The sequence below is a fragment of the Ureibacillus sp. FSL E2-3493 genome (assembly GCF_038077515.1).
Lineage (GTDB): Bacteria > Bacillota > Bacilli > Bacillales_A > Planococcaceae > Ureibacillus > Ureibacillus halotolerans.
The window spans coordinates 807226-822662 of sequence record NZ_JBBOPK010000001.1; the positions used below are offsets into that span (position 1 = coordinate 807226).

Below are 15437 nucleotides of genomic sequence, written 5' to 3' on the forward strand. Positions count from 1 at the left end.
TCATAGGTTTTTCTTTATTTCTAGTAAAAATATCCGATAATAATAATATAATTTTCGATAAAATTTGACAAAGTGAAATTGATTGGAGTAGTTTTGATGAATATTTTAGATGATAAAACAGTATTAGTAACTGGTGGGACAGGATCTTTCGGTAAAAAGTTTGTCCGAAAAGCATTAGATTCAAATGTGAAAAAAATTATTATTTTTAGTCGTGACGAATTAAAGCAATATGAAATGAAACAAGAATTTGACGATAGCCGACTACGTTTTTTCATAGGGGATGTTCGCGATAAAGAAAGATTATATCGTGCATTTGATGGAGTCGATATTGTAATCCATGCCGCTGCGATGAAACATGTGGATGCTTGTGAGTATAATCCTTTTGAAGCAATTAAAACAAATATTCATGGTGCACAAAATATAGTGGAAGCAGCAATCGATCGTGGTGTCGAAAAGGTGATTGCCCTTTCAACGGATAAAGCGTGTAGTCCAGTTAATTTATATGGTGCTACTAAATTAGCATCAGATAAATTATTTGTTGCTGCCAATGCTTACGTTGGTGATAAAAAAACACGCTTTTCTGTAGTACGTTATGGAAATGTTGTTGGTAGTAGGGGAAGTGTTGTACCTTTCTTTAAAAAAATTCGCCACACAGGTGTACTTCCAGTAACAGATGAACGGATGACCCGTTTTTGGATTACTTTAGATCAAGGGGTTCAATTTGTTCTCGATAATTTAGAACGTATGCATGGTGGCGAGATTTTTGTACCAAAAATTCCGAGTATGAAAGTTGTCGATTTAGCTAAAGCAATCGCGCCAGAATGCGAAATTAAAATTATCGGTATACGTCCAGGTGAAAAGCTACATGAAGCGATGATAATGGAAGATGATGCGCGTCATACTATCGAATTTGAAGATTATTACGTTATCCAACCAGAGTTTCCGTGGTGGTCAAAATCAAATACAAACAATGGAAAAGAATTACCTGACGGTTTTGCTTATACAAGTGATTCAAATACTGAATGGTTAACTGTAGAAGAATTAGAGAAACTAGCAAATAATCTTAATGATTAAATAAAGCTATCTTTCCTAAAAACAGGGGAGGTAATTTGTTGGGAAAAGTCAGCGTAATCATGCCTGTTTATAACGGAGAAAAGTATATTAAACAAGCAATAAATAGTGTATTTAATCAATCATATAAGGATATAGAGTTAATTATTGTCGACGATGGTTCAACAGATTCAACATCGGTTATGATTCATAAAATAATAGAAGATAACAAACATTTTGATATAAAGTATTTTAATCAAGAAAATAAGGGACCTTCGATTGCTAGAAATGTTGGAATAAAAAATGCTAAAGGTAAATACATCGCTTTATTAGATTCAGATGATTACTATCACCGTGATAAAATTTATGAACATGTGAAGTATTTGCTTGAAAATCCTAGCATTGATATTGTTTATGGCGATTTGACAATAGTTAATAGTGAAGGTGAAATTCAAAATCTATTAAAAGCAGAAATGCCTTCAGATAACCGTAATCTATTTCTAGCATCGATGTTGTTTAGACAATTTATCCCTGGACCAGCAACTTTAGTTGGGAAAAGAGAGTGCTTTATTAATACCCCATATAATCCAGACATTATCCATGCGGAGGATTATGATTTAACAATTAGATTAGCAATGAAATACAAATTTGCTTATGTGCCAGGGGGAATCTATTATTGCCGTAGACATAATATGAATCTTTCAAATAATCATGGGGCTCAATTGCAATCTGAAGTTGAAATTGTAAGAAAGATTGGTAAAGAGTTTATTTGGAAAATTGTTGAGGACACTCCACTAAATGAAGCTAATAAAAATTTATTATTTGCTAAAGTTATGATAAAAATAGGGAATTATCAAGAAGCTTTTGGAAAATTAATTCATTTAAAAAGTAAAGATGATATTATCAATTTTTATTTAGGTAATCTATTGTATTATGAATGTAAATATAAGGATGCAATTAGTTATTATCAATTAGCAATAGAAGAAAATAGTACAATGGCAGAAGCTTTTAATAACATGGGAGTTTGTTATGCAACGTATGATGTTACGAAAGCGAAGAAATCTTTTTCAACTGCATTAAATTTAAGGCCCAATTATTTAGATGCTCAATATAATTTGAAGGCTATAGAAAGTAAATTAGATAATTTTAGATTTACAAAAAGAGAATTGAGGAAAGAGCTAATAAGCTATACTTTGTAAATAATAGGCACTAATTTACAACGTAAATTTTTAAATAAAAGCGATAACCAATTAAAGGTTATCGCTTTATTTAAAGAAGGGGGGTTTTCAGTTTGAAGATTTTAGTTACAAGTATTGGTAATAAGATTCCTCTTATTGAATGTATAAAAAAAACGTCAGGCTTATTTGTCATTGGAGCGGATATCAATGCTAATGTTATGAGTAAATATTTCGTCGATGAATTTTGGCAAATGCCTCGATTAAATGAACTACATATTTCAGATTTTATTAAAAAAATGCAACAAATCGAATGTTTTTATGTCCTACCAACAAGGGAAGAAGACTTAAAATACTTTTCAAAGTATCAGGAAGAATTAAAAAATGTAGGAATTAACGTACTCGTTTCATCTTTAGATGCTATTAATATAGTTACAGATAAATATTTATTCAGTACATATTTAAACAAATTACAACTAAATGCCATTCCTACTACCCTTTGTTTAAAAGATATCAACTCAAATGATTTATATGTCATAAAAGAAAGATACGGTGCTGGGTCAAAAAATTTATACTTAAATTTAACGAAAGATGAGTTGCAAAGTGTTTTGCCAAATTTATATTCACCTATAATCCAGCCGATGATTGATGGTACTGAGTATAGTATTGATTTATATATAACGAAAACGAAGAAAGTGAAGGCAGTTATTGTTAGAAAGCGGACATTAGTAATAGACGGTGAGTCACAAATTACAGAAATTATAGATCATCCTAAACTAGAAAAATTAATCTGTAGAGCTGCAATAGCTTTAAATTTAGAAGGACATGTGATGTTCCAAGCAATTGAAGATAAAAATGGTGAACTATGGATTATCGAATGTAATGCTAGAATCGGTGGTGCATCGACATTAAGCATTTATGCAGGTCTTGATACATTTAACTGGTGGATTGCAGAATGTAACGGAGAAACTATTGATGATTGGTCAGTTCAACTTAAAAAATTGAAGCAAATTCGATATAAAAAGGATTTAATAATATGAAGAAAATAATTGTTTTTGATATGGATGATACATTGTATGATGAGTATGATTTTGTGAAAAGTGGATTTCGGGCAGTTAGTGAGTTTTTAGAAGAAGAGTTTCATGTCAAAAAAAATGAGGTTTATGATTGGATGTGGAACCGACTGCAACAACAAGGGCGTGGCGCTATTTTCGACGACGTACTTAAAGAATATGGTTTTTATAAGAAAAAACTAGCTCAAAAATGTGTATCTATTTATCGATTACATAAACCAAATATACAATTACCCCAAAACACTATAAATACATTAGAAAATTTAAGAAGTTTCCCTCTGTATCTAGTTACCGATGGGCATAAATTAGTTCAATATAATAAGGTTTTAGCGCTTAAATTAGAAAATTACATGGAGAAATGTTACATCACATACAGATATGGGAGGAAACATAGTAAGCCGTCTCCTTATTGTTTTCAATTAATTGCGAAACGGGAGAAAGTTGAACCGGAAAATATTGTTTATATTGGTGATAACCCGTCTAAAGACTTTGTAGGTATCAAAAATTTAGGATTTCGAACGATAAGAATAATGACAGGGCAACACGCACATAAACAATTGACTTCTGAATATGAGGCAGAGTTACAAATTCAAAATATTACAGAACTCCCTATTGCTCTGAAAAAAATATGGCCAGAAGTAGAGGTTTAAACTATGAAAACAATCGTAATAATTCAAGCTCGAATGGGATCGTCACGTTTGCCAGGAAAGGTGTTAAAGCCTCTTGGAAATGTAGATGTTCTAACTTATGATATTGAACGATGTCGAGCAATACAAGGTGTTGATGAAGTGATAATTGCTACGTCACATTTACAGCAAGATGATGCAATCGCTAAATGGTGTGAAGAGCATCGTGTTCCATACTTCCGAGGTTCTGAAGACGATGTGTTGGATCGCTATGTTCAATGTGCAAGGGCATATGAACCTGATTATATCATGCGTGTAACATCCGATTGTCCGTTTGTAGACTATGAAATGGCAAGTGATATTGTTGCACTAATGGAAAAAGAACGAAAAGACATCGTGATTGTTGAAGGCGAGCTACCTCGTGGATTAGTTGTCGAATTAATTTCTTACGATGCATTACTTCATATCCACAAAGTTGGAAATGAAGGACGCCATCGTGAACATGTGACGTACTACGCATATGAGTTCCCAGAGCAATTTGAGGCAGTTCGTTATCAAGCTCCTTCTAATCGTACCGCACCTGAACTACGCATTACCCTTGATACGGAGGAAGATTATGAACTTATAAAAGCTGTTGCTGAACATTTTCAACATCCATTAGTATCGAGCGCAGATGTCATCCAATATTTAAATGCAAATCCTGAAGTGGCAAAATTAAATGCCCATATTGAGCAAAAGCCGGTGATTTGATTTGAAAAAAGTGATTATTCGTACCGATGCTTCCATACAAATAGGCAGTGGTCATGTCATGAGATGCCTTACTATTGCAGAAAATTTAAAAAGGCAAGGTTGCTTAGTTAGTTTTTGGATGGAACCACTACAAGGAAATTTAATCGATTATGTAAAAGAACAAGGATTTGAGCATATTCTTGAAGCTGAACATGCTGACTTATACATAGTAGACCACTATGGTATTGATGAGAAATGGGAAAACATCCATAGGAAATATACAAATAAAATAATGGTCATCGATGACTTAGCTAATCGCAGCCACGATTGTGACCTATTACTAGATCAAAATGTTGTACCAAACTTTGAAAAACGTTATAAAACATTGATTCCTCAAAATTGTAAAACTTTACTTGGACCAAAATATTTAATCTTAAGAGATGAATTTATTAAAGCTCGTCAACTTTTCAATGGTGAAAAAAGAAATGTGGAACGTTTACTCATCTTTATGGGAGGAACAGATCCGACCAACGAAACGATGAAAGTGTTACAAGCATTAACTGAAACATCTCCTATTTTTCACCATGTAGATGTTGTCGTTGGAAACGGTAATATCCAAAAAGATAAAATTAAAAAGATTTGCCAAGAAAGAGGTTATTATTATCACTGTCAAATCCCATATATTGCGAGTCTTATGCAACAAGCGGATTTTTCAATTGGTGCTGGTGGCTCGACAACTTGGGAACGTTGTTATGTAGGGCTTCCTTCATCAAGTACAATTGTTGCAGAGAATCAAAGGGAAGCAACGAAATATGCTGCTGAATTAGGGGCGGTATTAAATTTAGGATGGCATAACGAAGTAACTGTAGAGATGTATAGCAATCTACTAAATACTTTAAAAATTGAAAAGCAACCATTGGATAAAATAAGAAAAATGGGCTTATCTTTAACAGAAAATGAAGTTCCAAATCCTTGGATAAATGAAATAATGGAGTTGTTAGCATGATTAAAATAGGGAACAAAGAAATTGGCCGTCATACAAAGCCGTTTATCATTGCAGAAATGTCTGGTAATCATAATCATTCTTTAGAACGAGCATTACATCTAGTTGATTTAGCTGCAGAGGCAGGTGTAGATGCATTAAAACTCCAGACTTATACACCTGACACGATAACGCTGGATGTACATACTGGAGAATTTTTTATTTCTCATGACTCGAACCTTTGGAAAGGTCAATCTCTTTATAACTTATATAAAGAAGCATATACGCCGTGGGAGTGGCATGAAGCGATTTTTAATCGTGCAAAGGAACACGGCCTCCTTGCATTTAGCTCACCATTTGATGAAACGGCGGTTGATTTTTTAGAGACGTTGAACGTACCTGCTTATAAAATTGCGTCATTCGAAAACGTATCAATACCACTTATTCGAAAAGTAGCTCGAACTGGTAAACCACTCATTATTTCAACTGGGATGGCAACAGCTGCAGAATTAGATGAAGCAGTTCGTGCTGCACGTGATGAAGGAAATGAGCAAATTATTTTACTAAAATGTACAAGTACTTACCCAGCGACTCCTGCTAATTCAAACTTAGCAACAATACCCCATATGCGTGAGTTATTCGGAACCGAAATGGGATTATCAGATCATACAATGGGTGTTGGCGTAGCAGTTGCAGCTGTTACATTAGGTGCTACAGTAATTGAAAAGCACTTTACAACATCCCGTGAAGAAGGTGGGGTTGACTCAGCGTTTTCCATGGAACCCCATGAGTTAAAAATGTTAGTCGAAGAGACAGAACGAGCATGGCAAAGTATCGGAAGGATAAAATATGGACCGACCGAAGCGGAAATAGCATCTTTAGAACATCGTCGTTCGTTATATATCGCTCAAGATTTAAAAGAGGGAGATATTTTAACAAAAGAAAATGTTCGAGATGTTCGCCCAGGTTTAGGATTACCGACGAAATATTACGATTTAGTTATTGGAAAAGCAATAAAAAAAGATGCACAAAAAGGTACACCATTAAGTTGGGATTTATTGCTATAAATTTATTTTGTAGAAGACTAAAAATAAACAATATACATTTTTGAAAATTGATTAAAAGAATTAATAGATTTAAAGTTTTCTTAAATTTTCATTAAATGTTAACTCAATTAGAGGGGAATTTGGCAATGAAAGTATCCGAATTTATTTCATATGGCCGACAATCCATAGATGAAGACGATATTAATGCTGTGATTGACACGTTACGTTCATCATTTTTAACACAAGGTCCTAAAATAGAAGAATTTGAAAGGGCTGTAGCTGAATATGTTGGTGTTAAATATGCGGTTTCCTTTAGCAATGGTACTGCTGCATTACATGGAGCTTGTTACGCAGCAGGTATTGGAGAGGGAGATGAAGTAATTACAACACCCATTACGTTTGCGGCAAGTGCAAATTGTGTTCGCTATGTTGGAGGAACCGTTGTATTTGCCGATATCGATTCAAAAACATATAACATCGATCCAATAGATATTGAAAAGAAAATTACGGCAAAAACAAAAGCAATTATCCCTGTTGATTTTACAGGGCAACCTGCAGATATTGATGCTATCAATCACATTGCTAAAAAACATAATTTAATTGTAATAGAAGATGGTGCCCATTCTTTAGGGGCAAACTATAAAGGTAGTAAAGTTGGAGCGAGAGCAGATATGACAATGTTTAGCTTTCATCCAGTAAAGCCTATTACTACAGGTGAAGGTGGCATCATTGTTACAAGCAATGAAACCTATTATAAAAAATTGATAAAGTTCAGAAGTCATGGGATTGAGCGTACAACTTATGGCGATTCACAAGGCGGCTGGTATTATGAGATGACTGATTTAGGTTATAATTACCGTATGACGGATATACAGGCAGCATTAGGACTGTCACAAATAAAAAAATTAAATTCACTTTTAGATAGACGTCGGGAAATTGCATCTATTTATACAGAAGCATTAAAAAAAATACCGGGTATTATAATACCTGAACAGCTTCCAGATACTGAGTCGGGTTGGCATTTATATATGATTCAACTAAAGGATGCAAACCGTAAACTAGTGTTTGAAAAGATGCGTGATGCGAATATTGGTGTACATGTACATTATATTCCTGTTTATTGGCACCCATATTATCAAAATTTAGGTTATAAAAGAGGAATATGTCCAGTTGCTGAAGAATGGTATGAGAGGGCTCTAACATTACCAATTCATCCATCTTTAACAAATGATCAAATTGCTTATATTATCGATACGCTTAAAAATTTAATATAAATAGGAAAGCTTGGGAACTTTGTAGTTTAAACTGTTCTCCAAGCTTTTTCTTATTGTTTCATACAGTACAAACAGTAGAAACGTATTCTTAATTTCAAATTTTCTCGAATTTTTTATGGAAATATAACTTTGAAAGCCGATATTAACTATACGAAACAATATAGATTGAACCATATACGTGCACTCAATTAATCAAGGAGGATGATAGTATGCGTATTTCGTCACAACATGCTGTAGAAAGTGCAACGGTAATGAAGACGGTTCAAAGTGCATCGATAGAACAAGTAGAGAAGCAAGGAAGCTCAAATACGACAACTATGACAAATCAACAAAATGCCACTTTGGAAAATAGTGAAGTAACGGAAGGAAAATTAAAACAAGCGGTTGATTCATTAAATGAATTTCTAGAAATTAACCATAATTCGGCAAAGTTTGTTTACCATGAAGGTTTAGAACGTTACTTCGTTCAAGTTGTAAATAAAGATACAGAAGAAGTAGTAAAAGAAATTCCACCCAAAAAACTGCTAGATGCATTTTATGAAATGCAAAAGCTAGTCGGAATGATCGTAGACGAAAAAATATAATTCATTGGAGGGTATATAAATGGTAACACGTGTAGGTGGGTTAGCATCTGGTATGGACATTGACTCGATTGTTGAAAAGTTAATGTCTGCTGAAAAAGCGCCTTTAAACAAGCTTTATCAACAACAACAAAAATACGAATGGCAACGGGATGCCTATCGAGAAATTAATACAGCTTTAAGTTCTTTTGATGATTTTTTATTCGATAATTATCGTCTATCAAGTAACTTTTATAAAAAAACAGTAACATCTTCCAATTCATCCTATGTAACTGCAACGGCTAGTTCCTCTGCTACAGGTACTATTTCGATTGATGGTGTAAGTCAATTAGCGAAATCAGCACAAGGAGTAGGGTCAACGATTGTAGCTACAGGTTCAAGTAAAATTACCGATTTAACCGGTTTAGCAAGTGGTTCCAAATTTACTTTAAGTGCGATTAATAGTAGTGGTACATTAAGTTCAAAAGAATTTACAATTGATGCAAATGAAACAGTTGATTCATTAGTTAAAAAAATTAATAGTAGCGATATTGGCGTTACTGCCCTTTTCGAGAACGGCAAACTTTCCATTACTGCAAAAAATATGGGGGATATCGAAAATGGAGCCGAGGTAACTGTATCGGCTGGAACGGGTGCTACTTTATTTAATAAGCTTGGTTTTGGTGATCAAACTGGCAACTTTGATAGTAGTACTTCTCTTGATTTAGCTTCTGGTGGTCAAAATGCGATCTTTTCTATAAATGGAATTGCGACTGAAAGAAGTTCCAATACATTTACTATAAATGGTTATACAGTAACCCTTAGCTCGACTTTTAATAATCAGTCTATAACAGCAGATTACACAAAAAATATGTACAATAATTACATTATTGCTTCTTCTGAGTATAATGATGCAATGAATAATTTGGATGCTGCTCAAAATGATGTATCGGCAAAAAAATCAGCTTTAAGTTCGAACATTCGTTCAGCGATTGACTCAGTTGAAACAGATGATGCATTAAATGCTTATTTAATGAATTTAGGAGAAAACGGAGCAGAAAAATTAAAGAAACTTTCTTCTTTGAATTTTGAGGATCCGGCTGTGTTAAAAACAGAACTGGAAGGCTTATATTCTGCCGATAGTGAAACAAATTTATTTACTGAATCTGAAGTGGAACAGTTAAAAAAGATGTTCATTTCTGAGACAGAAGCAACAGGAGATGCAGAAGCTTCTATTTCATTCACTTCATCAGCTTCGATTTTCAAAGGTTTGGCAGATAATTTAAATGGTGAAACAGATCAAACTTTTACAGATGTTAAAGCTTATTTCGATGCAAACAAACAATTAGAAACAAGTATCGTTAATGCTGAAACAGCTACAAATAATTTGAATTCAGCAAAGTCTACTTTAAGTGATGCTTTAACGAAAAACTATGGAATTACATACGATTTTAATACGAATAAAGCTTACGATTCTTCTAATAATGAAGTTGATTTAAATTCGTTCTTAAATAATGAAATAAGTAATGCAACAACTATTAACCCTGTTACACTTACTTCATCAACAGACGTTGATGATATGGTGGACAAAATTAAAAAGTTTGTTGAAACTTATAATGGGCTTGTAACGACAATTAATAGCAAATTAAAAGAGAGCTATGATCGTAATTATCCACCGTTAACAGACGAGCAAAAAGAAGAAATGTCTGAAGACGAAATTGAAAAATGGGAAGCAAAAGCTAAATCAGGTTTGCTAAGAAATGATTCCATTTTAACGAACGGTTTATATGGTATGCGTAGCTCATTTATGAATTCTGTAGCAGGTTTAGGTGATGCTACAATGGATTCTTTAGCAGAAATAGGAATTACGACATCTTCCACTTACTCGGATGGTGGTAAACTAGTTATTGATGAAGATAAATTGCGTAGTGCTATCGAAAAAAATCCAGACCAAGTGGCATCTATGTTTACACAAACAGGTTCTGTTACAAAGGATGAAAATGGAAAAACTGTTGACTCGCGCGGAATAGCCCAACGATTACGTGACGAACTAAAAGAGTTTACAACAGACATTGAGAAAAAAGCAGGGAAATCAACTTCAACAAATGATACGTTTACTTTAGGAAAACGTTTGAATGAAGTAGATAGCAGTATCAAGAGATGGTTAGATAAGTTAGAAAACATTGAAGAGCGTTACTGGAGACAGTTCACGGCAATGGAATCGGCCATTAACAAAGCAAATAGCCAAGCAAGTCTTTTCCAAACAGCATAAATTAATTCCTTTTGATTGGAGTAGACCAATGGATAATACACAGCAACTTTTACAAATATCCGCGAAACTATTGAAACATTTAACGAACATTCCTAAAGGGGAAGAGCGTTCCGAATTTATTGATGAAATCAACGACATGTTGGATGAGCGCGGTACGATTGTTGAAAAGCTTCGACAAGAAGGCTTTCAAATGGATCCAACAAATAAACTTCATACCACTTTAGTAGAGTTGGATAGTGGGATTCGAGCACGCCTAGACGATACGATGAAACTTGTGAAGCAAGATATGAAAGATTTGCAACAATCAAAGAAACATGAAAAACAATATATGAATCCGTATGCATCCGTTCAAGTAATGGACGGCATGTATTACGATAAGAAAAAATAAAGTATTTGTTAGCCAATTCAATAAAAATGAATAGGTAGATAATTACTTGGTATGAAAACTATAATGTATCTCTCTAAAGGAGTGTCCCATATTGGCAGTACAAAATTCCGCACTTAATGCTTACAAACAAAACAGTGTGACAACTGCTTCGCCTGGAGAACTGACGTTAATGTTATATAACGGCTGTTTGAAGTTTTTAACGAAGGCAAAAAAAGCAATAGAAGAACAAAACATCCAAGAAAAAAATACAAACCTTCAAAAGGCTCAAGCTATTATTCAAGAGTTGATGTCCACTTTAAATATGGACTATGACATTTCGAAACAAATGCTTCCGTTATATGAATATATGAATCGCCGTCTAATGGAGGCAAATGTGAAAAATGATACTGTGATTATCGATGAAGTCATTGGGTTAACAACTGAGTTTCGTGATACTTGGAAACAAGTAATTCAAATTACTCGTCAACAACAATATAGTAATACACAACAAGTTTAATCGTTGTGCAGGAAACAAGTCTTACATTTGTAAGGCTTTTTCTTTTACTTTAGTTTTGTTACTTAGAAATTTTGGCTCTATAATATTTGTTGGGGTTTAAAAAAATTTCATAAATAAAAAAGCACGTAATCACCGATTTCTATATACTTGAATTGTCGAGAAACAAGCAATGAAAGGTGATACGTGCAAATGAATTTTAACATGAATATTCCAGGATTAAAAGGTGTAACTGTTCATAAGGTGGAGGAGATGGGGGAACGTATTGTTCTACACGTTTCCATACCAAAAAAAGAACATCAATGTCCAGCATGCAAGAATATAACATCAAAAGTCCATGATTATCGAATTCAAAAAATTAATCATTTAAAATGGTTTGAACGATTAACCGTCCTTTTTTATAAACGTCGTCGTTATGTATGCCAATGTGGGAAACGTTTTTCAGAAAAATCCCCTTTCGTGGATAAATATCAACGTTTCTCGAAAGAATGGAATCAAGTTGTACGAATCCGTTCAATAAAGGCAAAAACATTTAAAGAAGCAGCTGAAGTACTTGGTACATCAAGCTCAACAGTGATTCGTCGCTTTAAAGAAGTAGTAAAGGAACAATTAAATGAAGGGGTTCATTTACCAAAATGTATCGCGATTGATGAATATAAAGCAGATACCGATGCGGGAACTTATCAATTAATTATTGCCAATGCGGAAACACATGAACCAATTGATATTTTACCAAATCGTAGAAAAGAAACCATTAAGGATTACTTGATGAAATACGGTGCAGATGTAGAAATTGTGGTTATGGACATGAATCCAAGCTTTAAAGCAGCAGTTAGGAAGGCGTTAAATCGCCCGATTATTATTGCGGATCGCTTTCATTATTGTCGTTATATTTACTGGGCACTAGATGAAGTACGTCGAAATGTTCAAAAAGAATGGCATGCATATGATCGAAAGAAATGTAAGAAAATGCGTCATGTACTATATAAACGATTTGATAAGTTAACAGAAACGAATCGTTGGTACTTAAATCGTTACATAGGAATGTCGAAGGAACTAAAGCAAGCCTATGAATTAAAAGAAGCTTACTGCGAATGGTTTGATTGGGCAAAAACTTCAAATGATTTGATAGAAATAAAAAAAAGATTAGAAGCCTTTTACCGAAAGGTAGAAAAAGCAAATATTCCGGCATTTTTAAAGGCCATTCAAACGCTAAAAAATTGGCAAGTTGAAATTTTAAATAGTTTAAGTTTTGGATATTCAAATGGTTTTTTAGAAGGAATTAATAATAAATCAAAAGTTTTGAAGCGTAATGCTTATGGTTTTAGAAGCTATGAACACTTTAAAGCGAAAATTTTATTAAATAATTTATCTAAGAAAATTGGGATTCATTTAGGATAATCGGGGTGCCGTGTAATATCACTTCACCCCAACATTTGACATAGAACCGAAATTTTAACGTTACATTTACATGTTATATAAGTATTTTCTCGGTATGTTAATTTTTTGTGAATAAAAATGTCGAAAGATGAAAAATATTCTTTTAAACTGGTAGGATTTTTTGAACCGATGGCGAATATATATTTACATAGGTGTAACAAAGGAGGAGTTTACATGATTAACTTTAACATTCGTGGTGAAAACATTGAGGTAACTCCAGCGATTCGCGACTACGTTGAAAATAAAATCGAGAAAATCGAACGTTATTTCAGCGAAGGTGTTAATGCAAACGCTAATGTCAATTTAAAAGTGTACAATGACAAGCAAACAAAGGTCGAAGTAACAATTCCTATGAAAAATGTCACACTTCGTGCAGAAGAACGTCATGATGATATGTATGCAGCAATCGATTTAATCGTTGACAAACTTGAGCGCCAAATTCGTAAACATAAAACAAAGGTTAACCGTAAATTCCGTGAACGTGAAGGGGCAGGTGTTTACTTTGCCCATGAAGTAGGGAACGGCATCGCAGCAACAACGACAGATGATGAGGAATTTACAGTAGTTCGAACAAAGCAATTTGACTTAAAACCGATGGATCAGGAAGAAGCTATTCTTCAAATGAATTTACTTGGTCATGATTTCTTCGTATATACAGACGCAGAATCGAACCATACGAACATCGTTTATAAACGCCGTGATGGAAAATATGGATTAATCGAAACAAATTAAATAAATATAAAAGGACAAGAGTTTATTGTCTAGACTTAGAACCCTTTGTTAAAAGGGTTCTTTTTGTTTTATATTTAACGAACTTTGATGTTTTAAGTGGTGATTCGTTTTCGTTGATAATTGACTAAATAAATACTTGTTCCTACGAGGAGCATGCCGAAAAACAAATTGACGGTAATATTTTCGTCTAAAAAAATTGAGCTAATGATAACCGATATAATTGGGACAATGAAGGTAAAAGCCCCTATTTTGCTAGCTTCTCCTTCATTAATCAACTTGTAATAAAGAAATTGGGCAATGGCCATTCCTGCTGTTGATCCCCAAATAATGCTTGAAATAAGCTCACCGTTCCAACTAATGAGTTGCACATCTTCTACAATAAATCCAGCCGTTAATAAAAAGGCCCCACCGATAACTAGTTGCATAACGACCATCCAGTAAGGATCTACCTTCTCTTTATTTTTCTTTACATAAACAACGCCACTTGCCCATACTAGAGCGGTTGCAAGGGCTAGGGATACTCCTATAATGGAAAGGTGGATGGTCAGTCCTTCAATGCTCACAAGTAATATCCCAATAAATCCAATGATTAAGCCGATTATTTTCGTAATCGTCATCCCCTCTCCTAAAAACAACCATGCGAGGATGCCTAACAGTACAGGTTGAAAATAGACAAGAACGGAGAACAATCCACCCGGTAAATAAATAAGCCCAACTGTTTGGATTCCTAAATAAAGGACAATGTTCAATGTGGCAGAAATAGCATAGTAATGCCAGTTCTTCCGAAATTGGAGGATATAACGACTTTTCCATGCAATGAAAAATAAAAGAATGCCTCCAATAAAAGCTCTTATTCCTGCAAAAAGAAGGGGTGGCATAAAACTTACCCCATTTTTATAAATTGGCCAACTAACTCCCCAAATAACGATTAATAAAATTAACAATACATACGAAGTAAGCTTGGAACTCTCCTTCCCCACCCTTAACCCCTCTTTCTAGTTTGTTCATTCGGTAGTAACTTCTCTCTAATATATGTTAAGAATTTGAATTGGGTAGAATGGAAGAAACAATGGGAGCAAACAGTCGTACGAATATGTAGTTAGGAAAAATAAAAGCCTTTATTCCAATGATATGCGGGAATAAAGGCCGTTTTTTGATTTATTGTTCTTTACTTTCTAGACTTAGTTGCCATTCGATGCCAAATTTGTCCACTACTTGGCCATAACATTTGCTCCAGAAAGTTTCTTGTAGTTCCATGTTCACTTTCCCACCTTCTTTTAAACCATCAAAGGCAGAACGAATCAACTCTTCATCTTCACTTACAACGGCTATTGTAATATTGTTTCCTACAGTAAAAGGAGAGCCAGGCCATGTATCTGAAAACATCACTTTGCTGCCAGCAATTTCCAAGTTTGCATGCATGACTAAATGTTTCGCTTCCTCTGGAATCGTATGATTTGGATCCGGTGGAGCATCACCGAAAGACATAATGTTCTGTTCCTCTGTTTTAAAAACTTTTGCATAAAATTCTACTGCTTCTCGACAATTTCCATTGAAAACGAAATATAATTGAATTGCCACTTCCATCTCTCCTTAC

General features: G+C 34.1%; 16 protein-coding genes. 14 read left to right on the forward strand and 2 right to left on the reverse strand.

Features of this window, described 5'->3' with window-relative positions:
• The first annotated feature begins 96 nt into the window (after positions 1-96).
• From pseB to hpf, 14 genes are all read left to right on the forward strand, one after another.
• Positions 97-1074 (forward strand): UDP-N-acetylglucosamine 4,6-dehydratase (inverting), encoded by a 978-nt coding sequence (gene pseB, locus MHH69_RS04275; RefSeq protein ID WP_341361808.1) that lies wholly within the window; start codon positions 97-99, stop codon positions 1072-1074.
• Positions 1075-1112: 38 nt separating this feature from the next.
• The gene (locus tag MHH69_RS04280; RefSeq protein ID WP_341361809.1) at positions 1113-2249 is read left to right on the forward strand and encodes a glycosyltransferase family 2 protein; all 1137 of its coding nucleotides are present in this window, start codon (positions 1113-1115) and stop codon (positions 2247-2249) included.
• Between the two features lie 92 nt (positions 2250-2341).
• On the forward strand, positions 2342-3265 hold the full coding sequence (locus tag MHH69_RS04285) for an ATP-grasp domain-containing protein (protein ID WP_122971056.1): 924 nt from the start codon (positions 2342-2344) through the stop codon (positions 3263-3265).
• Complete coding sequence (locus MHH69_RS04290; RefSeq protein ID WP_122971055.1) at positions 3262-3948, forward strand: HAD family hydrolase; 687 nt, start codon at positions 3262-3264, stop codon at positions 3946-3948. The genes MHH69_RS04285 and MHH69_RS04290 overlap by 4 nt, the downstream gene beginning before the upstream one ends.
• Before the next feature lie 3 nt (positions 3949-3951).
• Positions 3952-4674, forward strand: a complete 723-nt coding sequence (locus MHH69_RS04295) for a cytidylyltransferase domain-containing protein (protein WP_122971054.1) — start codon at positions 3952-3954, stop codon at positions 4672-4674.
• Between the two features lie 10 nt (positions 4675-4684).
• Positions 4685-5659 (forward strand): UDP-2,4-diacetamido-2,4,6-trideoxy-beta-L-altropyranose hydrolase, encoded by a 975-nt coding sequence (pseG, locus tag MHH69_RS04300; protein WP_241559271.1) that lies wholly within the window; start codon positions 4685-4687, stop codon positions 5657-5659.
• Positions 5656-6702 (forward strand): pseudaminic acid synthase, encoded by a 1047-nt coding sequence (gene pseI / locus MHH69_RS04305; protein WP_122971052.1) that lies wholly within the window; start codon positions 5656-5658, stop codon positions 6700-6702. The genes pseG and pseI overlap by 4 nt, the downstream gene beginning before the upstream one ends.
• 125 nt (positions 6703-6827) lie before the next feature.
• Positions 6828-7955 carry a UDP-4-amino-4,6-dideoxy-N-acetyl-beta-L-altrosamine transaminase gene (gene pseC, locus MHH69_RS04310; RefSeq protein WP_122971051.1) on the forward strand — a complete coding sequence of 376 codons (1128 nt, stop codon included), beginning with the start codon at positions 6828-6830 and terminating at the stop codon, positions 7953-7955.
• Positions 7956-8164: 209 nt separating this feature from the next.
• Entirely contained in the window at positions 8165-8539 is a 375-nt protein-coding gene (locus MHH69_RS04315; RefSeq protein WP_122971050.1) for a flagellar protein FlaG, read from the forward strand.
• 19 nt (positions 8540-8558) lie between these two features.
• On the forward strand, positions 8559-10787 hold the full coding sequence (gene fliD, locus MHH69_RS04320; RefSeq protein ID WP_122971049.1) for a flagellar filament capping protein FliD: 2229 nt from the start codon (positions 8559-8561) through the stop codon (positions 10785-10787).
• Positions 10788-10815: 28 nt separating this feature from the next.
• Positions 10816-11175 carry a flagellar protein FliT gene (locus MHH69_RS04325; protein WP_122971048.1) on the forward strand — a complete coding sequence of 120 codons (360 nt, stop codon included), beginning with the start codon at positions 10816-10818 and terminating at the stop codon, positions 11173-11175.
• A 91-nt stretch (positions 11176-11266) separates the two neighbouring features.
• A complete protein-coding gene (gene fliS, locus MHH69_RS04330) occupies positions 11267-11671 on the forward strand; it encodes a flagellar export chaperone FliS (RefSeq protein ID WP_122971047.1) in 405 nt (134 codons plus the stop codon).
• Positions 11672-11854: 183 nt separating this feature from the next.
• Complete coding sequence (locus MHH69_RS04335) at positions 11855-13069, forward strand: ISL3 family transposase (RefSeq protein WP_136292374.1); 1215 nt, start codon at positions 11855-11857, stop codon at positions 13067-13069.
• A gap of 213 nt (positions 13070-13282) precedes the next feature.
• Positions 13283-13840 carry a ribosome hibernation-promoting factor, HPF/YfiA family gene (gene hpf / locus MHH69_RS04340; RefSeq protein WP_122971046.1) on the forward strand — a complete coding sequence of 186 codons (558 nt, stop codon included), beginning with the start codon at positions 13283-13285 and terminating at the stop codon, positions 13838-13840.
• 92 nt (positions 13841-13932) lie between these two features.
• Here hpf and MHH69_RS04345 read toward each other — a convergent pair whose 3' ends face one another.
• Complete coding sequence (locus tag MHH69_RS04345; RefSeq protein ID WP_341361810.1) at positions 13933-14820, reverse strand: DMT family transporter; 888 nt, start codon at positions 14818-14820, stop codon at positions 13933-13935.
• Positions 14821-14998: 178 nt separating this feature from the next.
• Complete coding sequence (locus tag MHH69_RS04350) at positions 14999-15427, reverse strand: VOC family protein (RefSeq protein ID WP_406927685.1); 429 nt, start codon at positions 15425-15427, stop codon at positions 14999-15001.
• Positions 15428-15437: the final 10 nt, after the last annotated feature.

Coding starts and splice junctions, on each gene's coding strand:
- pseC (WP_122971051.1), top strand. CDS start 6,828: ATGAAAGTATCCGAATTTATTTCATATGGCCGACAATCCATAGATGAA.
- fliD (WP_122971049.1), top strand. CDS start 8,559: ATGGTAACACGTGTAGGTGGGTTAGCATCTGGTATGGACATTGACTCG.
- MHH69_RS04350 (WP_406927685.1), bottom strand. CDS start 15,427: ATGGAAGTGGCAATTCAATTATATTTCGTTTTCAATGGAAATTGTCGA.
- MHH69_RS04290 (WP_122971055.1), top strand. CDS start 3,262: ATGAAGAAAATAATTGTTTTTGATATGGATGATACATTGTATGATGAG.
- MHH69_RS04295 (WP_122971054.1), top strand. CDS start 3,952: ATGAAAACAATCGTAATAATTCAAGCTCGAATGGGATCGTCACGTTTG.
- pseI (WP_122971052.1), top strand. CDS start 5,656: ATGATTAAAATAGGGAACAAAGAAATTGGCCGTCATACAAAGCCGTTT.
- MHH69_RS04315 (WP_122971050.1), top strand. CDS start 8,165: ATGCGTATTTCGTCACAACATGCTGTAGAAAGTGCAACGGTAATGAAG.
- hpf (WP_122971046.1), top strand. CDS start 13,283: ATGATTAACTTTAACATTCGTGGTGAAAACATTGAGGTAACTCCAGCG.
- pseB (WP_341361808.1), top strand. CDS start 97: ATGAATATTTTAGATGATAAAACAGTATTAGTAACTGGTGGGACAGGA.
- MHH69_RS04325 (WP_122971048.1), top strand. CDS start 10,816: ATGGATAATACACAGCAACTTTTACAAATATCCGCGAAACTATTGAAA.